Below are 20,459 nucleotides of genomic sequence, written 5' to 3'. Positions count from 1 at the left end.
CCTTGCTCGGTCTGATGTGTGTGTCGGTGGGTTGCTGATCTGGCTCGCGACTTCGGCCGCGAGGTCAGCCGGTGATGGGGTGGCTGCTCACGAAGGCGAGCAGATCGTGTCGGGTGATGACGCCGATCGGCTTGCCCTCCTCGACGACCATCAGTGCATCGGACTCACCGAGCGCCTTCGTGGCCGCCGACACCGGCTCACCCGAACCGATCAGCGGGAAGGGCTCACTCATGTGTGCCGACACTGGATCGGCGAGGTTGGCGCGTCCCTCGAAGACCGCGCTGAGCAGATCACGTTCGGTCACCGCCCCCGCGACCTCGCCGGCCATGACCGGCGGCTCGGCACCGACGACCGGCATCTGCGAGACCTCGTACTCGCGCAAGATCTCGATCGCGTCGCGCAGCGTCTCCTGCGGATGTGTGTGGACCAGGTCGGGCAGCGACCCGGTCTTGGCACGCAGCACGTCGCCGACCAGCGGTTCGCCCTTGGACTTGCCGTCGAGCGGCGTCCGCAGGAAGCCGTAACTGCTCATCCACTCGTCGTTGAAGATCTTGGCCATGTAGCCGCGCCCGCCGTCGGGCAGCAACACCACGACCACCGCGTCCGGCCCCTCGCGCTCGGCGACCTGCAGCGCGGCCACCACGGCCATACCGCACGATCCGCCGACCAGCAGCCCCTCTTCGCGGGCGAGCCGTCGGGTCATGTCGAAGGAGTCGGCATCGGAGACGGCGATGATCTCGTCCGGGATGGTCGGGTCGTAGGCGCTCGGCCAGAAGTCCTCACCGACCCCCTCGACCAGGTAGGGACGTCCGGTGCCGCCGGAGTAGACCGATCCCTCTGGATCGACGCCGACGACCTTGACCTTCCCGTCCGACACCTCCTTGAGATAGCGACCGGTACCGGTGATGGTGCCGCCGGTACCGACGCCGGTGACGAAATGCGTGATCTTCCCGTCGGTGTCCGCCCAGATCTCCGGACCGGTGGTCTCGTAGTGACTCTGCGGGCCGGCGGGATTGGCGTACTGGTTCGGCTTCCACGCGCCCTCGATCTCATGGACGAGTCGGTCCGAGACGCTGTAATAGCTGTCAGGATGCTCCGGCGGGACGGCGGTCGGGCACACCACCACCTCGGCGCCGTACGCGCGCAGCACGTTGCGCTTGTCCTCGCCGACCTTGTCCGGGCAGACGAAGACGCACGAATAACCGCGCTGCTGGGCGACCAGGGCCAGCCCGATGCCGGTGTTGCCCGAGGTCGGCTCGACGATGGTGCCGCCCGGCTTCAACTCGCCCGACTCCTCCGCGGCATCGACCATCCGCACCGCGATCCGGTCCTTGGAGCTGCCACCCGGGTTGAGGTACTCGACCTTCGCCGCGACCAGGCCCGAACCGGGTGTCGTGACCGAGTTGAGCTTGACCAGCGGAGTGTTGCCCACGAGGTCGACGACATGATTGGCGATGCGCATGCCTCCATGGTTCCAGAGCGGGCGGCGGTCTTCGAACCCACCGTCGTAATCGGTGACGCGTGATCGATCTCGCCGTCGGCCTGACCGGGGACGCAGCAGGCTCGGTCTAAGCTGGCCTCGTGTCCGGATCGACTCGGAATCTGCCGGTGGACCCGCGGTCCCTGCGCGATTCGCGCATCCTCCGGGACGTCGGCGCGACGCTCGCCGCGACCGCTGCCAGTGCCGGCGCCTCCTGGGCCGCCTACAACTACTTGAGCAGTCAGGCGGCCGCGGCACGCAGTGTCATCCCGCACCGCACCGACAACGCTCCCGACGGCGACGGCCTCTACCTGCCGGACGGCACCGGTCCCCATCGGGTGACCCGCGACGCCCTCATCGACCTGCACCTGACTGTCTTCGGTGACTCGACCGCGGCAGGGTTGGGAGTGGAGACCGCCGACGAGACACCCGGCGTCCTGGTGGCCCGTCGGGTGTCGGCGGAGACCGGCAAGACGATCCGCTACAGCAACAAGGCGATCGTCGGCGCGACGTCCAAGGGGCTGGCCGCCCAGATCGACGCGATGATCATCGCGCACGAGCGGCCCGATGTGGCCGTCATCCTGATCGGCGCCAACGACGTCACCGCGAAGAACGGTGTCCCGTCGTCCGCCAGACGTCTGGGCGCCGCCGTCGCACGACTCGTCGCCATCGACGCCAAGGTGGTCGTCGGCACCTGTCCCGACTTCGGTGTGATCACCGCGATCCCTCAGCCGTTGCGGTCGGTGCTGCGCCGATGGGGACTGCAACTCGCAGCCGCACAGCGCAGCGCGGTCCGGGGAGCGGGCGGTCGGGCGGTCCCACTCGCCGACCTGCTGGCCAAGGAGTTCCTGGCCGAACCGGACAACATGTTCTCCCCGGATCGCTACCACCCGTCCGCGGCCGGCTACGCCCTCGCGGCCGACCTCCTCATCCCGGAGGTGCTCGCCGCCATCGGCGAGTGGGGACCTGCGCCGCTGCCGACGCCCCCGGAGGTCTCCGAGGCCGTCGAGAACAACCGATTGCTTGCTCGGTTCCGGAAGCTCGTGAAGTAACCTCACTCACATGCCTGAAGCAGTGATCGTCGCCCATGCCCGTTCCCCCATCGGCCGCGCCGGCAAGGGGTCCCTCAAGGACATCCGCCCGGATGAGCTGTCCCGGCAGATCGTCGAGACCCTGCTGGCCAAGGTGCCTGCACTCGACTCCGCCGACATCGAGGACATCCACTGGGGCATCGGCCAGCCCGGCGGCCAGGGTGGCTACAACATCGCCCGCGTGATCGCCGTCGAGCTCGGGCTCGACCATGTCCCCGGCGTGACCGTGAACCGCTACTGCTCGTCGTCGTTGCAGACGACGCGGATGGCACTGCATGCCATCAAGGCCGGCGAGGGTGACGTGTTCATCTCCGGCGGTGTCGAGAGCGTGTCGAGCTTCGGCATCTCGGGTGCCGCCGACGGCGCCCCGAACTCCAAGAACCCGATCTTCGACGAGGCACAGGCCCGGACCGAGCAGACCACCCAGGGTGGCGCACCGGCCTGGACCGATCCCCGGGCAGCCGGCCTCATCCCCGACGTCTACATCCCGATGGGCCAGACCGCGGAGAACGTCGCCTCCTTCACCGGCATCTCGCGCGAAGACCAGGACCACTGGGGCGTGCGCAGCCAGAACCGTGCCGAGGAAGCCATCAAGTCAGGCTTCTTCGAGCGTGAGATCGACCCGGTGACCACGCCCGACGGCACCGTCGTCGCCACCGACGACGGCCCGCGCGCCGGCACCACCTACGAGAAGATCTCGCAGCTCAAGCCGGTCTTTCGTCCCGACGGCACCATCACCGCCGGTAACGCCTGCCCGCTCAACGACGGTGCTGCGGCGCTGGTCATCATGAGCGATACCAAGGCCAAGGAACTCGGATTGACCCCGCTGGCCCGCGTCGTCGCCACCGCCGCCACCGGACTGTCGCCGGAGATCATGGGCCTCGGCCCGATCGAGGCGGTCCGCAAGGTCCTCAAGGTGTCGGGTCACTCGATCTCCGACATCGACCTCTTCGAGATCAACGAGGCCTTCGCGGTGCAGGTTCTCGGTTCGGCGAACGAACTGGGCATCGACCACGACAAGCTCAACGTCTCCGGCGGAGCCATCGCGCTTGGCCACCCGTTCGGCATGACCGGTGCTCGCATCACCACCACCCTGCTGAACAACCTCCAGACCCACGACAAGACCTTCGGCATCGAGACGATGTGTGTCGGTGGCGGCCAGGGCATGGCGATGGTGCTCGAGCGCCTGAGCTGATCTGCTCGGAACCACCAGCGAGCGACGCCCGACCGAGATCCTCGGTCAGGCGTCGCTCGTCTCTGTGGGTGGCTTCGGACTCGTCCGGTCAGACGCGCTCGGGCACCTCGGGTTCGGCGCTCGGTGCGATCTCCGCGGTCCCGGTGGCCGTGGTGCTGGTGGCCTCGGTGCTGGTGGCCTCGGTGCTGGTGGCCTCGGTACCGATGGCCTCGGTCACCTCGGGCCCCGGAGCATCCGCCCCTGTTGCGCCGTGCCCGATCGTGACGTCGGGCTCCGCGGGTTTCCGCACGAAGGCCACGACGGCGATCAGCACGAAGCTGAGGAGACCGGCGACCAGGAACACGCGCTGTACACCGTCGCTGATGGCCTCCGCGTTCGCAACCCCCGCCTCGCGCTGACCCGACGCCACGACCGTCATCACGGTGATGAACAACGCGGTTCCGGCTGCGCCGGCGACCTGCTGGAAGGTGCCGAGCACGGCCGAGCCGTGTGAGTACAGGCGCGGCTCCACCGAACCCAGCGCCAGGGTCATCAGTGGCGTGAACGTCGCTGCCAGCCCCAGGCACAGCAATGCGTTCGCACCGAGCAGCAGCCACGGCGACGAGGACGGATCGACGGTGGTCAGCAACCAGACACCGAGGCTCACGATGACGGCACCGGGAACGGTCAGGACGCGCGGTCCGGCGGCGTCGTAGATCCGCCCGACGATCGGTCCGGCGAGACCCATCAGCAGACCACCCGGAAGTGTCAGCAACCCGGTCGTCAGAGGGTCCAGCCCGAGTACTGCCTGCGCGAAGTACGGCACCACGATGAAGGTGCCGAGCATGGTGCCCATCGCGACGACCATCGCGACCATCGCCAGCGAGAACTGCCCCGACTTGAACACGCGGAGATCGAGCAGCGCACGATCGTGTCGCTGTAGTGCGAGCTGCCGACCGAGGAAGGCCGCGAGCGCGACCGCACCGACGGTGAACGGAATCCACAGTGGCACCGCCGCCCCCGACTCCGCGGCCTCACCGATCCCGGCGAGGCCGTAGACGAGTCCACCGAAGCCGAGCACGGCCAACGGGATGGACAGGAAGTCGATGGGGGTCTTGATCCGCTCGCCGACCGGCTTGACCAACACGGATCCGACGATGAGCGCGACGGCTGCGATGGGTCCGACGAAGCCGAAGATCCACCGCCACCCGAAGTGGTCGAGGATGAAGCCGGAGACGGTCGGGCCGAGCGCGGGTGCGACGGCGATGACCACCGAGATGTTGCCCATCATGACACCCCGACGATGTTCGGGAACGACCGTCATGACGGTGGTCATCAGCAGCGGCAGCATGATCGCCGTGCCCAAGGCCTGGATCACCCGGGCGACGAGCAGCACCTGGAAGTTCGGCGCGAAGAACGCCACCGCGGTCCCAGCGGTGAACGCGGACATCGCCGCGATGAAGAGGACCCGGGCGCCTGCTCGCTGGATGAGGAATCCGGTGAGCGGGATGACCACGGCCATCGTCAGGAGAAAGGCCGTCGTCAGCCACTGGCCGACGCTGGGGTCGACGCCGAGGTCTTCCTGGAGTACCGGGATCGCGATACTCATCACGGTCTCGTTGAGGATCACGACGAACGACGCGACCAGCAGTACGGCGATCAACAGCAGGTTGGCACGCGACAATCGGTCACCCGGAGGTGGCGTCTCCGGTGCTGCGGCGTCGGAGTTGGCATGTGCGGTCACAGTGTTTCCTTTCGCATCTGTTCTGAGGTGCTGACTCGGTGCGACCGTCGAACTCATCGCGGATGCGACACCGACGGGCGACTGTGACCTTCACTTCATGCCGGGGACGCTATCAACACGCAACGACAACCCGCGACGGATTATTCGCCGGTGAGATACCGGACCGGGACATGCGAGAGGCCCCGCACCGTTGTCGGTGCGGGGCCTCTCGGACGATCGGGGTGTCACCGGTCCGCGTGTGACCGATCCAGGTCTGACTAATCCGAGTTGAAGTAGCTCAGCAGTCGCAGGATCTCGATGTACAGCCAGACCAGCGTGACGGTCAGGCCGAGGGCGACGCCCCAGGCAGCCTTGGCCGGTGCGCCGGCGCGGATCAGGCGATCAGCCGAATCGAAGTCGAGCAGGAAGCTGAACGCCGCGAGCGCGATGCAGACCAGGGAGAAGATGATCGCCAGCGGGCCGCCGTTGCGGAGGCCGAAGCCCTCGCCCTCGTTGAAGAAGCCGACGACCAGGTTGCCCAGCATGAGCACGATCACGCCGATCATGCCGGCGAACAGCATGCGGGTGAAGCGCGGGGTGACGCGGATGGCGCCGACCTTGTAGACGAGCAGCATGCCGAAGAACACGCCGAACGTTCCGAGCACGGCCTGCCCGATGAGGGCACCCGCCGACGTGTCGCCGGTGACGACCACGTTGGCGAAGACGAAAGAGATCGCACCGACGAAGAGTCCTTCGAATGCGGCATAGGCCAGGACGATCGCCGGGTTGTCCTGCTTGCGACCGAACGATGCGACCAGCACCAGTCCGAGGCCGACGAGCGCGCCCACCAGCATCAGCGGCATGGCGATCGCGGTCGGGTTGGAACTCTCGTTGATCACGAAGTAGGTGGCGATCGCCGAGATCGTCAGCACACCGAGGGTGATCGCGGTCTTGGTGACCACGTCGTCGATGGTGAGCTGACGGCCGACCGGCGGCGCCGCCGGGGTCTGCGCATAGGGATCGGTCTGCTGTTGGCCGAACATGGCGCCCTGACCGGCTCCCGCCAGCCCAGCGCCGAATCCGGCGTATCCGGTCTGGTTGTCGCGGACCACGCCGCGCATGACCGGGTTGCTGCTCTCTCGCACCAAGGGCTCCTTTTTCGTGGGTCTCACCGGTTCAACGGAGATGCGGTGGATCAGGTTCCGACTTTACCTTTTCTTGACCAACTTTGTCGCCGGGGTCCACCGGCGCCTCCTCCGACAGTCCGAACCTGTCGTGCAGCGCCCGCAGCGGCCCAGGCGCCCACCAGTTGGCCCGCCCCGCCAGCCGCATGAACGCGGGTACCAGGAGCATGCGGATCAGGGTCGCGTCCATCAGCACCGCGAGGGCCAGGCCCACGCCGAACATCCGCATGAACGAGACCTGCGACGCCGCGATCCCGGCGAACACGATGCTCATCAGCAACGCCGCGGCGGTGATCACCCGACCGGTCCGGGCCAGCCCCACCGCGACGGCGTGGTCGGAGGCCTCACGACTCCGATCCGAGGCGAGCCACTCCTCGCGGATCCGTCCGAGCAAGAAGACCTCGTAGTCCATCGACAATCCGAAGGCGATGCAGAACATCAGCACCGGGATCGTCGCGACGAGCGACCCGGTCGCCGTGGTGCCGAGACCGCCGAAGTTGCCGTCCTGGAAAAAGAAGACCATCGCACCGAAGGTCGCCGACAACGACAGGACATTGAGCACCAGGGCCTTCACCGGGAGAACCACACTCCCGGTGAAGAGGAACAGCAAGACCAGCGTGGCGATCGCGATGATGGTGAACACCCACGGGAGGTGGCCGTAGATCGAGTCGACGGTGTCGGCGTTGGTCGCCGCGAGCCCGGTGAACGACGTCGACACGCCGTTCGGTACCGGGACGGCGCGCAACGCGTCGAGCTGGTCACGCCCCTCCTGTTGCATGGGCTCCACCGGCGTCGACACGGTGATCAGCGCGGTGTCCCCTCTCGTCACCGCCGGATCGCCGGGCGCCACCAGGCGCCCCTCGGCGTAGGTGCCGGTCGCCACACTAACCGAGTTGACCTGCTCCACCCGAGAGAGCCGGGCTGCATAGGCGTCGAGCGCGTCTCCCCCGACATCGCCTTCGGCCACGACGGTGACCGTCGAGGACAGGTCTTCCCGGAAGTCCTGTCGGATCTCCTCCTGGACGGAATGCGAACTCGCACTGGGTGGCAGCACGCGGTCGTCGGGGAAGCCGAACGAGATGGACAGGAACGGCGCTCCGAGTACCAGCAACAACGCGATCACGCCGAGCGCGACCGGCAACGCGTGGCGGAGCACCCACTGGACGAGGCGGTACCACCAGGTGTTCTCGGGCGGCACGTCCGCGGACGGGGCGGCGGCCCGACCGAACAGTCGTCGCAGCGGTCGGCGGACGTCGACCGAGTCGATCCGCGCACCGAGGACCGCCAACAGGGCCGGCGTCACCACCAAGGCTGCGACGGCGGCCACGGCCACCACCCCTACTCCGGCGTAGGCGAACGACCGCAGGAAGTACATCGGGAAGATCGCGAGGGCGACGAGTGAGAGTGCCACCGTGACAGCCGAGAACGCCACGGTACGGCCGGCGGTGGCCATCGTCACGGCGATCGCATCGGGTCTGTCCCGACCCCGGGCGACCTCCTCGCGATAGCGCGTGACGATCAGGAGCGTGTAGTCGATGGCCAGCGCCAGCCCCATGGCGGTCGTCAGGTTCAGCGCGAAGATCGAGACGTCGGCGAAGGCCGAGATCAGGCGCAGCAGAGCGAATGTGGCGATGATCGCCACGACCCCGATGACGATCGGGACAGCCGCCGCGACGACCCCGCCGAACACGACGATGAGCACGAGGAAGCTGATCGGGATGGCGATGCCCTCGGCCACCGCGAGATCCTTTGTCGTCTGTTCGTTCACCTGCGAGTAGACGAGTGCGCGACCCCCCACCCGGATGGTGAATCCGTCGCGCTCGCCGGTGAACTCCTCGGATATCTGGTCGGCGTACCCGGGCGCATCGTTCTCACCGCCGTCGAGTGTCGCGATGATCAGGGCAGACGAACGGTCCTGCGAAACCAACGCCGGTGCCGCACTGGGGTTCTGCCACACAGACAGCACCCCTGGCTGTACACGATCACGTTCGGAGAGTTCGCGGACGATCGACTGCCCGATGCCGACGGCGAGCGGATCGGACGTCATGTCGACCCCTGCGGGTGCGTCGACCTTGATCACCACCTGCAACCCGCCGCGGCCGAACTGCTGGTCGATGATCGTGTCGGCGCGTGCGGATTCCGAGTTCGGGTCGGAGTACCCACCCGCCAGGAGGTGCGACGCCGCTGTCGCACCGTAGGCGCCGCTGAGGGCGAGCAGGACGACGGCCGCCCCCAGCACGACCCAGGGAAGTCGGATGATCGCGCTGGTCAGACGGTTGGGCATGAACGCCTCCGGTCGCACGGGCTCGGATGTCGGCGCTCAGTGTCCAGCATCGACGGGTACCGGTCAACGACACCGATCACACGGCGGCACAAGACGACCGGGCCGCTGGACCCCGACGTCCGACTTGCCCGACTCCGGTCCGTAGGCGCTACCCGGCTCGGCGTCGTCAGCCGGCCCGCGACAACAGCCGCATCGGCGACGGGATGCGTGAGGTGCGGGTCGACGGTTCGGTCGGCGGGGCCGACTCGGCGAGCGTCGGCGGCAACCCGAGTCCGCGTCGGACGGTGCGCAACTCGCGGTCGACGACCCGACTCTCCGAGCCCAGGAACCCCATCACCCGGACCACCTCACGGAGGCGGACCGCGGGACGGGCGACGTCCACGAGGTGGTGCAGCGGGGTACGTCGCAGGCCGAGTTTGCCGGCGACCGGGTCCTCGACCCACCGCGTGCTGATCGCCGAGAAGGACGACGACAGCAGCGGTCTCATCACCAGGTCCATCGCGGAGATCATCGGTCCCGGCAGCGGGATCGGCATGGCGCTGCGCAGGTCGAACCCCTCGCGGAGCAACGCCCTGGTCAGGTCGCGGGAGTCGGAGTCGGGTTCCAGCTCGAAATCGGCTGCGACCGCGAACAGATCCTGCGCCTCGGCATAGCACGTCGGGAGCAGATCGGGATCGACCCCGATCACCCATCCGATCCAGCGCCACAGATGGGTGATTGCCTCGCGGTCGGCACTGCTGTACTGGATGCCGAAGTCGTGGGCGACGATGAGCGGCAACGCCAGGAACCCGCCACTGATCGTCAGCGCAGAGTAGGTCTGGTTGATCGGGACGCCCCACTCCTCGACGTCCCAGGGCGCACCGGTACCCGAACGGTCGGCCACCAGATGATCGCGGATCAGGGCGTGCAGCAGACGGATTCGGATGGTCGCCACCCACCCCGGCGCGCCCGGTGCCATGGAGCCCGGTGTCGTCGCCTCGGCAACCCAGCGCCCGGTGCCCTGCACACGGTCGGCGACCTGACCGGTGAGGCGTCCGGTCGCGACGAGGGGACGGACGAAGCCCTGGGCCTTGTAGCCGTAGATCAGCGATTGATACAGCGTCGACGACTGGAGGGTGCCGAACCGCCACCAGGCGCGCGCACCCGCACGCGCGACGGCGGAATCGAACCACGGCGGCGGTGTCGAGACCTCCACGTACAGGCGGCGGGCGGCGGGCGGCAGATCCCCGGAGTCGGATTCGACCATCGCGATCAGCTGAGGCCACGTGAGACCCAACTCGTGCATCTCGGCGATCACCGCATCGGCCGCCGGATCGCCGTGACCGAGTCCGAGCTCGAGTCGGCCCACGAGTTCGGGGTGATTCGCTCGCACCCCGGCCCAGTTACGCGCTCCGGTGACGACTGTCGGGTCCATAAAAGACATGGTGTCTTTTGAATCCGGGCCGGTCAAGGCCCCTCGCCGGGCGGAAAGTTCAACCGCGCGCCACCGGCGCCGGCGAACCCCGACCAGATCAGTGCGGTGAGGTCGTCGACGAGGTCGTCGCGACCGAGCGTCGACCGTCCGCGCACCCGCCCCCGAGCCCACCATCCGACCGCCCCGACCACGGCTCCGAGCAGGGCCCGCGACCATGACGCCGCCGGTCGGGTGCTGGCTCCCAGTTCGGTGAACCCGGCAGCCAGCAGCGCTTCCACGTGGTCGGCGACGGCGACCGTCTCACCGGTGAACGACTGCATCCGCGGGATCAGTGTGAGCGCCAGAGTCGGGTCATCGTCCGCCCATCCGACGAGAACGTCGACGAGGGCGCGGGTCCGTTCGCGCGCGTCGCCGACCCCGGCGACCACCGCGTCCATCTGTTCCACGATCCGCGCCGTGTGCCGACGGACGATCTCGTCGACCAGGTCGTCCTTGTCCCGGAACATCGCATATACGGCGGACCGGGTGAATCCGGCACGCGCTGCGACATCGGCCATCGCGAACGCATCCCCCTGCTCGGAGATGGCGTTCTCGGCCGCACTCATCAGCGCGGCCCGTCGAGCCGACGGGTCCACACCCGGCCCGGGCGGTCTCCCCCGACCTCGCGACCTCGTAACCACGCGCCAATCCTGACACGCGGGTTACCCTTCGCCGGACGAAAGGGATTTCCATGGACCAAGCGCCGTTCGCCGGCCTGTCGCGGCGTGAGTTCCTGACCCGGGTCGGGGCCGTCGGCGGCGGAGCGCTGCTGACCTCCTGGGCTGCCCCGATCATCGACCGCGCCTACGCGTCCGCAGACCCCGCCGGCACCGGATCGCTGGACGACATCGAACACATCGTCCTGTTCATGCAGGAGAACCGGTCGTTCGACCACTACTTCGGCAGCTACTCGGGTGTCCGCGGATTCGGCGACACGTCGTCGGCGTGGCGCCAGTACGGATGGGCGCCCGGCGTCGGGCCGTCGCGCAGCGGCTACACGATGCCCTTCCGGTTGGACACCACCCTGGGCCCGAACCTCGACGGCGAGTGCATCAACGATCCGGATCACTCGTGGGCGGGCATGCACCGCGCCTGGAATGGCGGCCGCAACGACGGCTGGCTGCCGATGTCGATCGGCGCGGTGGGCCCCGCGAACGCCCCTGCGCTGATGGGCTACTACGAGCGCGAGGACATCCCCGTACACCGCTCGCTGGCCGAGGCGTTCACGCTCTGCGACAACTACCACTGCTCGGTGCTGGGTCCCACCGACCCCAACCGGCTGTACTGGATGAGCGCGTCCATCGACCCGGATGGCACCCATGGCGGTCCGCTGCTGGAGACGCCGACCCTCATCCCGAAGAACGTCTACAGCTGGCGCACGATGCCGGAGAACCTCCGCGACGCCGGGGTCAGCTGGAAGATCTACAACAACCGCGACATCGGGCCGGTGTCGTCGGTGATCCTCGACGGCATGATGGGTTGCTTCCGACAGGCGAGCAACCCGAGATCCGAACTCGCCCGGCGCGGAATCGATCCCGTCTACCCGCAGGGGTTCGCCGCCGACGTCGCCGCCGACCGGTTGCCGAAGGTCTCCTGGGTGGTCCCACCGGCGATGGAGTGCGAGCACCCGGCACTGCCCGCGGCACTGGGAGCGGTCGGGATAGTGCAGTTGCTCGACATCCTGACCTCCAACCCGGCCGTCTGGGAGAAGACCGCGCTGATCATCAGCTACGACGAGAACGGCGGCTTCTTCGACCACGTGACCCCGCCGACCGCCCCGGCCGGGACCAAGGGCGAGTACGTCAGCGTGCCGAACATCGGAAAGGTCGCGTCGTCCAAGGGCATCCGTGGCCCGATCGGACTCGGCTACCGCGTGCCCTGTTTCGTGATCTCGCCCTACAGCCGCGGCGGACTCGTCGCCTCGGAGACCTTCGACCACACCTCGCAATTGCGGTTGATCGAGAAGCGCTTCGGTGTCGACGTGCCCAACCTGACCGCCTGGCGCCGCGGGGTCACCGGTGACATGACCTCGGCCTTCGACTTCTCGCACCGTCCCGACGCATCCCACCCCCGGTTCGGCGACCCGAACCCGGACGCCCAGAACGCCCTCGTCCAGTGCGGTCCGAATCTGGTCGCCGGGTTCCTGCAGCGCGGACGCCCCTACCCGGTCCCACCGAACCGGATGCCCACGCAACAGCCCGGCAGCCGTCGAGCGCCGAGCGGGTAGGTCCCCGGCCCGGCCGGGCGGCCCACCGTTCCCGCGACCTCATTCCGTTCCTGCGACCTCCTCTGAGGTCGCATCGTCGAAGCGAGGTCGCGCCGACGGTCGGGGCGTAGGCACATGGCATGCTGATCGGCACGCCCCTATAGCCCAATTGGCAGAGGCAGCGGACTTAAAATCCGCCCAGTGTCGGTTCGAGTCCGACTGGGGGCACCGCAACGTTTTTACTCGAACCGACACGGAACATGTCCGCGAGCCGGAAACCGATGGTTCAAATCCAGACCGCCGCAAAGTTCTCGTACAAATGTTCTAGTAATGGTACAATGGGCATCACAAATGCCTGCAGACACAACAGGAAGACCAGCTGTGGCGCTTAAGAAGTCGGATCTCTACTCATCACTGTGGGCAAGTTGCGACCAGCTTCGTGGCGGCATGGACGCCAGCCAGTACAAGGACTGCATCCTGACGCTGCTGTTCGTGAAGTACGTGTCCGACAAAGCTAAGACCGACGCCAGCAGCCTCATTGAGGTGCCTGAGGGTGGCTCATTCGACGACATACTCGCCGCCAAAAGCGACAAGGCGATCGGCGACCGCTTCAACAAGATCATCGCCAAGCTGGCCGACGCCAACGATCTGCGCAATGTCATCGACCAGGCCGACTTCAACGACGAAGAGAAGCTCGGCAAGGGCAAGGAGATGCAGCACCGCCTCTCCAAGCTGGTCCCCATCTTCACCGATCTCGACTTCCGTGGCTCGCGCGCTGAGGGCGACGACCTACTCGGCGACGCCTATGAGTACCTGATGCGCCACTTCGCCACCGAGTCCGGCAAGAGCAAGGGGCAGTTCTCCACGCCGGCCGAGGTCTCCCGGATCCTCGCCAAGGTGGTCGGTATCGGCCCGAACACCCGCCAGGACCAGACCGTCTACGACCCGGCGTGTGGGTCCGGCTCCCTGCTGCTCAAGGCTGCCGCCGAGGCACCGCGCGGCATGACGATCTACGGCCAGGAGAAGGACAACGCCACCTGGGCGCGAGACAAGCTCAATGCGGCACCGCCTGGTGCTGAGGAGTGGCACGGACGTGGCTAATCTCGACAACCCCACCAAACGCAAACTTGAGGTCTTGCTGGGCATGAGTGGCGGCGGGGTCCTGGACTTTCCGAACGCGACGTTCAAGGACTTCGTTGTCACGGCTGTTGGTGTTGACCCCTATGCCGGAAATTACGAGTCCAAGGCGAAACTGCTACGTCGAATGTGGCAGGAGCTCCCGGATGCGACCATTGCCAAGCTCAATCTCGAACTGCTCGACTACTGGAAAGATGGCAAGCTCACTGCCGACGAGTCGATTGGCGAGGCCGAGCAACGCGTGCACGACCACCTCCGATCTGAGTTTAGTGCAGCCAGGGAATCCGGCGTCTCGGTTGATACCGCCTTCCTGAACAAGAATTTCGGCACGGTCGACCTCTCCGCGCTCCCGAGCGCACTCACGGCAACCGACGTTGTACAGGCGCGGCTGGCCGAGATTGATCGGGCGATGAAAGCTGATGCGCCGCTCTCCGTGATCTTCCTCGTAGGAAGCACGCTCGAAGGGTTGCTGGCGGAACTTGCGGTAGCACAGGCGCCGACCTTCGCCACCAGTGGTGCGGCCCCCAGGGGTCGGGATCAGAAGGTCAAACCGACACAGAGCTGGACACTGTCTGAGCTTATTGCTGTAGCCAAGGATATTGGCGTGCTGAGTACCGATGTCGCTGAGCACGCTGATCAGGTGCGACGTTTCCGCAACTACATCCATCCCCGACAACAACTTCGGGAGAACTTCGCGCCACGTATTGAGACGGCGCGGATCGCTCAACAAGTGCTAGTCGGAGCTCTGAAGGACTTGGAGTCGCTGCACTCCAGCAAGGGGGAAGAATGACCGATTCCAGATACCCGCTGTGGTCCGATGAACCCGCGGATCGAGACCTCCTTTCCTTTGATGCTGTCGCCACGACGATCGTGGATGCGGTACTCGATGACACGCTTGATCCGATTGCACTCGGCCTGTCTGGGGCATGGGGTAGCGGGAAGACAAGTGTCTTGGAGCTTGTACAGCGTGAAATTAACGTGCGCAACGATTCCGAGCAAGACCGAGTTCTCGTCATTCCGACGCAGCCGTGGAGCTACGACCCGGCAGTCGGACCGAAAGAGAGCCTCATTACCGAGGTGCTTGATGGCCTCGCTGGGGAGATCAAGACCGATACCGGAGATGCAGCTAAGAGTCTGCTCAAGCGTCTGACTGGCCGGGTGCACTGGGCGAAAGCATTCAAGGTGGCCGCGAAGGCAGGTATCGCACTGCAACTTCCGTCTGTCGACGACGTCCTCGGGCTTATCAAAGAGGAGCCGGACAAAGAAGACTCCCCCGACCGTGGCCTTGCAGGCTTCCGCGAGGACTTCGAGGAGCTGCTCGCCTCGGATGGCCTCCAGCACATCTCCCGTGTGGTCGTCCTGGTCGATGACCTCGATAGATGTCTGCCGGAAACGGTGGTTGAAACCTTGGAGGCGATCCGCCTCTTTCTGTCTGCTAAAGGGATGTCATTCGTGATCGCGGCAGATGAGGACCGGGTCGCCGACGCCATCCAGCAACGGTTGAAGGCGTCGGATGGGAAGGACGCAGGGGCTGAGAGCCCAGCCAAGCTCTACCTGCACAAGATTGTCCAGACGACTATTCCGCTACCCGGACTCAGTCGGTTCGATACTCATGCGTACCTGTTCTTGCTGCTATCGGAAGGCAAGACGACCTCTGAGGTTCACGACGCGCTCGTGGCCTCCTGCGCCGAGCTTCGCCGATCGAGCGGCTCGCTGGATGACGTGGCCATCCCGGAGGGTGTTGACCTTGCCGAGGAGCTAGCCGTCGCTGCGCGTTTGACTCCGATCCTGTACGAGAAATTCCGGGGGAACCCTCGCCGCATCAAGCGCTTCCTGAACGATTTGAACGTCCGGCAGAGCGTGTCTCATCGCCGCGGCATCACGCTGCCATCCGACGCGGTCGCCAAGTTGATGGTGCTTGAACGGCTGTTTCGTCCCGACTTCGAGACCGTGCTCCAATGGCTGGCGCAGAACAAGCTCCGTGATCAGCTCGACGCCCTTGAGCTGGCTGCCAACGCACCCACCTCGGTCCCCGAGGAGGAGACGAATGAGGAGGAATCTTCCAAACCAAAGCCAAAGGGCAAGACAGCGACCGAGTCAGGCGAGGATGCTCCGAAAGTCGAGGGTGGATTCAGCGACACCCTTATCCGCTGGGCTAAACTGCCACCCGTTCTCGACGCGTCCGACGTCCATGGTTATCTATTTCTCGCCGCCTCGTTTGCAGGCATCGAACTGATTGACGATGGGCTGCCGGAGCGAATCCGGGACATCGCAAGTGCGCTGACCTCATCGCTGAGGACGGAACGATCCACCATCAATGACGACGCCCTGCGCGCGCTCGATACACAGGATGCCCGGACGCTCATCACCCACCTTGGCAGGCAGACCCGTGATCAGCCGAGCATTCAGAAGTACTCAGTCGCCGGCATGCTGCGTCTCGCCATCACTCATACGGGGATCGATGACGCCGTGATCGCGGCATTGAGACTTCTTCCGCCGGCGGCCGTCCAAGTTGCCACGGTAATGCTCCTCAAGCCTGAGAGCGGCGCCGTTTACGACCCGGTGCTCGCTGTGTGGAATACGGATGCAGCCTCGGAGCAGGTAAGGCAGACGATCACGACCGTCCGCCAGTCATGGGGCAATTCGAATGGGAACTAGTGGAGCATTTGGCGGCAGTGGCGGTAAGGATGCCAAGGATCTGCGCGACAACATCGCGGACTGGCTGACCGACGCTCCTGCGCCAGCCCCGACTGGGGATGGAGAGACCGCACCGAACGGTGACGGCATCCCAGGTGTGCCGACTGTACCGGTACCGAATGTCGACCTGCGCCCCACGATCCGAATTCTTGCCGGACGCGGTGGCGGGGGTGATGGCCCGGGTGGCGGGGGTAATGGCGCATCGTCGGGCGGCAATGGAGCCGGCGGTCGCTCCAGCGGTGGCGCACAACGATCGGTCCGCTCAACTTCTCGTGCTGCCGGTCGAGCCGGAGCGTTGGCGCGGGCCTATGCGTCTGGTGACCGGGCGACACTTGAGGATGCCGGGCTGGACTACGACGAACTACTCGCGTTAGGTGACATGGTCGCCGTTGGCACTCGCATTGTTGAAGCGGCTTTCGAGAGTCAGGCGGACAGCACTCTCGCCGATGACGAGTCTAGGGAAACGGTAGCCGAGATCGTCGAATGGATTCTTGAGGCGCCGGCTGATCACACCCCAGCACCTGACGACATTGTGCGACGATCCATCGAGCTCATCATCACCAACGTGACACTCACCGAAGTCGGAGAGCGTATCCGGGCTGAGTCCTCACGTGAGAAACGGCGTGCAGCCGAGCAGGAGATCCGAGACGCGGCCGAGGTTTATGCCGGCCAAGTCTCCCTCACAACTACAGGTGCGTCGGCTCAAGAAATCTCCGGTGCCATCGAGGCTGGCATCAAAGAACTCGGGCAGATCTTCGGGGGTGGCAAGTGACCAGCTTTCTCCTGACCGTCGACAAACAGACAGCGAATGCTGCATCCACCTTCGATGAGGTCTTCCTGTGGACGCGCTCAGCCAAGTCGACCTACACGGGAACACTTGATCCGTATCTGACCGCCTTTGGCCCGGTACGTCAGGAGAATGTTGATTTCGTTAGGATCGCGCTCGCCGTGTTCTCCGCGGATCGATCGGTACGTCGCAAAGCGCGAGGCTCCGATTGGAATGACCGCGACTTCGAGTTGACCGTAGAAGTCAGTAATCCGGCTGCGTGGCAGACCTACGCCTCCGAGCTTGCCCAGGCTATCGGCTTCCTTAGTGGTGATCACTGGAGCTTCATCTTCACTCAAGCAGCTGACAGTGCGACTGCTGACCTTGAACTGGAGGAGGCGACGCCTACAGCAACTGTGCTATTAAGTGGCGGTGCGGATTCGGCAGCAGGCGCGCTCGTCACAGCGCTGAGTCTCGACAAGGGTTCGACCCTCGAGCTCGTCTCGCATTTCAGCGCCATGTCAATTTCACCGTTCCAGAAGGATCTGGTGAAGCGGATCAAGAAGGCCGCGCCGGACATCACGGTCATTCACCGACAGACGCACCTCAACCGGACGGCAAAGCGACTGGACGGCACCGACTTCAAGAGCGAACCGTCGAGCCGCTCCCGGTCCCTTCTGTTTCTCGCACTTGGTCTTGCTACAGCCGAGCGCTCCGGCCAGCCACTCCTGATCCCTGAGAACGGGTTTGCATCGTTGAACCCTCCGCTTGGCCCTGAGCGTCGAGGCTCTCTATCAACCCATACCACCCACCCACGGTTCCTCGCCGAACTGCAGGAGGTACTCACGAAGGTCGGCGCTCACGGCATCATCCGGAACCCCTTCCGGAACCTCACCAAAGGTCAGATGTTTGCCCAGGTCGCCGACAAGATCGGTGCGAATGAGGCGTCCGAGTACCTGAGCGCCACCAACTCCTGTTCACATACCGACGCCCGCTACAGCGGTGTGGCGCCTGGATCGTCATGCGGTGTCTGCTTCGGGTGTCTCGTGCGCCGCGCCTCCTTTCATGCAGCTGGCATCATCGATGCGACCGAGTATCTCTCCAATGACGCGGCCAATCGATACGCGACCTTCGTCAGTCAGAAGTCCATCGTTGAGGCGATGCATGACTTTGCAGCCGAGGAGCCGAAGCCCCGCATGGTCATGAAGATGTCACTTCCTGAGGACTACCCGCCGAGAGAAGCTCTCGCCCTCTGTCGAGCGGGAGTGGGGGAATTGAGGGCATTCCTGGCATGAGTCAGACGCTTCCACCTCTTGACCTGCACGCCCATGTCGTCGCCGACATCGCACCGCGCACCCTGGAAGGGCTTGGCGCTGTTGTATTCGCCGTGACGAGGTCGCTCGACGAGTACGTTGAGGTTAGCCGTCGATCCGACGCGGTCACCGTATGGGGAGTGGGCTGCCACCCTGGACTGGTAGCGGCGCAAAAAGGCTACGACGCGGGCCGTTTCGTAGCGCTACTAGAGAATGCAGCTTTCGTCGGGGAGGTCGGACTCGACGGAGCTTCCCGCGTTCCGATCAAACGGCAGATAGGGGTACTTGAGTCGGTACTCTCGACCACTGCGGCCACCCCACGCCTGATCTCTGTTCACAGTTACAAGGCGACCAAACTCGTCCTCGACTTGATTGAGCAGACCGGTGCGGAACGCGTGATCCTGCACTGGTGGCTCGGGTCCGAATCGGAGACCAAGCGGGCGCTCGAACTCGGCTGTTTGTTCTCAGTCAACCAGGGCATGGACCCAACCAAATTGCGGATGGCGGGTGTCCCAATCACGTTGCTCCTGCCTGAAACCGATCATCCAAGTGGGAATCGTCGAGGCGCCTCACCAAGGCAACCGGGGCAGACTCTAGATGTTGAGCGAGCTGTCGGGCGAGCGTATGGGATTGACTCCGCCGAGGTTCGTAGAATCTTCTGGAAGAACTTCTCTTCCCAGGTTGATTCAAAGGGGGTGTTCGCATTACTTCCTCCTGCCGTTCAGAGGATGGTTCGCTTTGCCCAAGCGAAGTAACGACATCACGCTCGGTTCGGATGGGCTTGTCACTGACAGCCCAATCGACAGAATCCTGGCTGGCACTGAACCGTCTAGTCAGCTATTCCTGCGACGATCAACCGCACACTTGCATGTCCCATCCCAACCTCCATCGCGATTACCTCGGGCTTCAAACCTTCCGCCCACAACTCGCGAACCCGAGCCATCTGCTCGTCGGTCGCCTTGCGGCGCTGGGATTCCGGCTTCGCGCAGAATCATGCGGATCGAATAGTCACTGACGCCGTACCGTTCCGCAAGTTGAGGAAGGCTCGTGTCTTCTGTGATGTACACGGCGACGATGGCCTCGCGGTACGCGTCGCTGAGCTTGCTCGTGAGTCGACGACCGGTAGGACGAGCCGGGAGCGCAACCGGTTCACGGTCGCGCAGGGCCAGGCACCTCTCAAGGAGAGACGGTGCCTCGTGGGTGCTTGAGTACCGTCCCAGCGTGTGCGCCACGAAACTCGATTGCACACATCGCCGAGGTGCGGCATCATGCGGCTCATGTCGTTGTACAGGTGGACGCCCGCTGGGCGCGAGGAGGTTGCCGGCGTCATCGCTGGCCTCGCTTGAGGGCCTTGCCCCGTAGGCACGTGCATCCGTCGACCATTGCGTCGCCGACGGTCCGTGCCGGGTCACGCATACCTCCACCACCCGCACGACATTCAAGGACTCTTCTCATGCACGCCCTCACCGAGGCGCAGATCCGCGCCGCCTTCGTCAATGCCACGCGCCGTGAGCGCAAGTCGCTGACGCTGCCCCCCGACTTCGATGAGATCGATTGGGAGAAGCGCGACTTCATCGGCTGGCGCGATCCCAAGTTGCCGCTCGTCGCATATCTGATCGCCATCGTCGACGACGAGCCCGTCGGGGTCATGCTCCGACTCGGCGCGAAGCAACCTCGCCGGCGCCCGCAGTGCTCGCTCTGCGAGGACGTCCAACTGCCCAACGAGGTGGTGTTCTACAGCGCGAAACGCGGTGGCGCCGCCGGACGCAAGGGTGACACCCTCGGCACGCTGATCTGCTCAGATTTCCAGTGCAACGCCAACGTCCGCGCCAAGCCGTCGAAGATCTTCGCCGGCGAAGACCCCGAAGCCGTACGCCTGGCACGCATCGAGAGCCTGCGAACGCGAACAGAGGGCTTTGCGCGGCGCGTGATCGGCGAGGACTGATCATGT

At 65.4% G+C, this 20,459-nt stretch carries 16 protein-coding genes and 1 tRNA gene; 11 read left to right on the top strand and 6 right to left on the bottom strand.

The annotated features are described in order from the left end of the window. Positions 1 to 64: 64 nt before the first annotated feature. Positions 65 to 1,462: a cystathionine beta-synthase gene (locus GS4_RS21280; protein ID WP_007624486.1), complete on the bottom strand. Its 1,398-nt coding sequence runs from the start codon at positions 1,460 to 1,462 to the stop codon at positions 65 to 67. A 119-nt stretch (positions 1,463 to 1,581) separates the two neighbouring features. Between GS4_RS21280 and GS4_RS21275 the strand changes: the two genes are divergently transcribed. Together GS4_RS21275 and GS4_RS21270 are read left to right on the top strand one after the other, a co-directional pair. Further along, positions 1,582 to 2,532 carry an SGNH/GDSL hydrolase family protein gene (locus tag GS4_RS21275; RefSeq protein WP_439644634.1) on the top strand — a complete coding sequence of 317 codons (951 nt, stop codon included), beginning with the start codon at positions 1,582 to 1,584 and terminating at the stop codon, positions 2,530 to 2,532. A gap of 10 nt (positions 2,533 to 2,542) precedes the next feature. After that, positions 2,543 to 3,766: an acetyl-CoA C-acetyltransferase gene (locus tag GS4_RS21270; RefSeq protein ID WP_007624483.1), complete on the top strand. Its 1,224-nt coding sequence runs from the start codon at positions 2,543 to 2,545 to the stop codon at positions 3,764 to 3,766. An 88-nt stretch (positions 3,767 to 3,854) separates the two neighbouring features. On the opposite strand, the gene GS4_RS21265 is transcribed toward GS4_RS21270, so the two are convergent. From GS4_RS21265 to GS4_RS21245, 5 genes are all read right to left on the bottom strand, one after another. Continuing rightward, positions 3,855 to 5,489: an MDR family MFS transporter gene (locus tag GS4_RS21265; RefSeq protein WP_007624481.1), complete on the bottom strand. Its 1,635-nt coding sequence runs from the start codon at positions 5,487 to 5,489 to the stop codon at positions 3,855 to 3,857. A gap of 257 nt (positions 5,490 to 5,746) precedes the next feature. Next, a complete protein-coding gene (locus GS4_RS21260) occupies positions 5,747 to 6,613 on the bottom strand; it encodes a Bax inhibitor-1/YccA family protein (protein ID WP_007624479.1) in 867 nt (288 codons plus the stop codon). Positions 6,614 to 6,644: 31 nt separating this feature from the next. Beyond that, on the bottom strand, positions 6,645 to 8,936 hold the full coding sequence (locus tag GS4_RS21255; protein WP_007624476.1) for an MMPL family transporter: 2,292 nt from the start codon (positions 8,934 to 8,936) through the stop codon (positions 6,645 to 6,647). Between the two features lie 166 nt (positions 8,937 to 9,102). Then, entirely contained in the window at positions 9,103 to 10,350 is a 1,248-nt protein-coding gene (locus GS4_RS21250; RefSeq protein ID WP_157226723.1) for an oxygenase MpaB family protein, read from the bottom strand. 32 nt (positions 10,351 to 10,382) lie between these two features. Next, positions 10,383 to 10,955 carry a TetR/AcrR family transcriptional regulator gene (locus tag GS4_RS21245; protein ID WP_083862819.1) on the bottom strand — a complete coding sequence of 191 codons (573 nt, stop codon included), beginning with the start codon at positions 10,953 to 10,955 and terminating at the stop codon, positions 10,383 to 10,385. Between the two features lie 125 nt (positions 10,956 to 11,080). Between GS4_RS21245 and GS4_RS21240 the strand changes: the two genes are divergently transcribed. The 9 genes from GS4_RS21240 to GS4_RS21200 all read left to right on the top strand — a co-directional run bounded on the left by GS4_RS21240 (position 11,081) and on the right by GS4_RS21200 (position 20,453). Next, positions 11,081 to 12,616: a phospholipase C gene (locus tag GS4_RS21240; protein ID WP_007624473.1), complete on the top strand. Its 1,536-nt coding sequence runs from the start codon at positions 11,081 to 11,083 to the stop codon at positions 12,614 to 12,616. Positions 12,617 to 12,749: 133 nt separating this feature from the next. Next, positions 12,750 to 12,823 (top strand) — tRNA-Leu (locus tag GS4_RS21235). Between the two features lie 153 nt (positions 12,824 to 12,976). Next, positions 12,977 to 13,696, top strand: coding sequence for a class I SAM-dependent DNA methyltransferase (locus GS4_RS21230; RefSeq protein WP_007624472.1), 720 nt, complete (start codon positions 12,977 to 12,979; stop codon positions 13,694 to 13,696). Then, the gene (locus GS4_RS21225; protein WP_007624471.1) at positions 13,689 to 14,522 is read left to right on the top strand and encodes a hypothetical protein; all 834 of its coding nucleotides are present in this window, start codon (positions 13,689 to 13,691) and stop codon (positions 14,520 to 14,522) included. Before GS4_RS21230 ends, GS4_RS21225 begins: the two co-directional genes overlap by 8 nt. Continuing rightward, the gene (locus tag GS4_RS21220) at positions 14,519 to 16,390 is read left to right on the top strand and encodes a KAP family P-loop NTPase fold protein (protein WP_007624470.1); all 1,872 of its coding nucleotides are present in this window, start codon (positions 14,519 to 14,521) and stop codon (positions 16,388 to 16,390) included. The genes GS4_RS21225 and GS4_RS21220 overlap by 4 nt, the downstream gene beginning before the upstream one ends. Positions 16,391 to 16,724: 334 nt before the next feature. Continuing rightward, the gene (locus GS4_RS26025) at positions 16,725 to 17,201 is read left to right on the top strand and encodes a hypothetical protein (protein ID WP_217997702.1); all 477 of its coding nucleotides are present in this window, start codon (positions 16,725 to 16,727) and stop codon (positions 17,199 to 17,201) included. After that, the gene (locus GS4_RS21210) at positions 17,198 to 18,490 is read left to right on the top strand and encodes a hypothetical protein (protein WP_007624467.1); all 1,293 of its coding nucleotides are present in this window, start codon (positions 17,198 to 17,200) and stop codon (positions 18,488 to 18,490) included. The genes GS4_RS26025 and GS4_RS21210 overlap by 4 nt, the downstream gene beginning before the upstream one ends. Next, a complete protein-coding gene (locus GS4_RS21205) occupies positions 18,487 to 19,263 on the top strand; it encodes a TatD family hydrolase (protein ID WP_007624464.1) in 777 nt (258 codons plus the stop codon). Before GS4_RS21210 ends, GS4_RS21205 begins: the two co-directional genes overlap by 4 nt. A gap of 698 nt (positions 19,264 to 19,961) precedes the next feature. Next, positions 19,962 to 20,453, top strand: a complete 492-nt coding sequence (locus GS4_RS21200) for an FBP domain-containing protein (RefSeq protein WP_007624462.1) — start codon at positions 19,962 to 19,964, stop codon at positions 20,451 to 20,453. The last annotated feature ends 6 nt before the right edge of the window (positions 20,454 to 20,459 follow it).

This window comes from Gordonia soli NBRC 108243, assembly GCF_000334455.1.
GTDB classification, from domain to species: Bacteria; Actinomycetota; Actinomycetes; order Mycobacteriales; family Mycobacteriaceae; genus Gordonia; species Gordonia soli.
The sequence above is the reverse complement of the archived record's forward strand: the minus strand, read 5'-3'. Positions and strand labels throughout refer to the sequence as shown.

What these genes read in the sequence shown, in the direction of transcription:
- GS4_RS21280 (WP_007624486.1), bottom strand. Translation starts at nt 1,462, where the DNA reads ATGCGCATCGCCAATCATGTCGTCGACCTCGTGGGCAACACTCCGCTG.
- GS4_RS21270 (WP_007624483.1), top strand. Translation starts at nt 2,543, where the DNA reads ATGCCTGAAGCAGTGATCGTCGCCCATGCCCGTTCCCCCATCGGCCGC.
- GS4_RS21255 (WP_007624476.1), bottom strand. Translation starts at nt 8,936, where the DNA reads ATGCCCAACCGTCTGACCAGCGCGATCATCCGACTTCCCTGGGTCGTG.
- GS4_RS21250 (WP_157226723.1), bottom strand. Translation starts at nt 10,350, where the DNA reads ATGGACCCGACAGTCGTCACCGGAGCGCGTAACTGGGCCGGGGTGCGA.
- GS4_RS21245 (WP_083862819.1), bottom strand. Translation starts at nt 10,955, where the DNA reads ATGAGTGCGGCCGAGAACGCCATCTCCGAGCAGGGGGATGCGTTCGCG.
- GS4_RS21240 (WP_007624473.1), top strand. Translation starts at nt 11,081, where the DNA reads ATGGACCAAGCGCCGTTCGCCGGCCTGTCGCGGCGTGAGTTCCTGACC.
- GS4_RS21220 (WP_007624470.1), top strand. Translation starts at nt 14,519, where the DNA reads ATGACCGATTCCAGATACCCGCTGTGGTCCGATGAACCCGCGGATCGA.
- GS4_RS21205 (WP_007624464.1), top strand. Translation starts at nt 18,487, where the DNA reads ATGAGTCAGACGCTTCCACCTCTTGACCTGCACGCCCATGTCGTCGCC.
- GS4_RS21200 (WP_007624462.1), top strand. Translation starts at nt 19,962, where the DNA reads ATGCACGCCCTCACCGAGGCGCAGATCCGCGCCGCCTTCGTCAATGCC.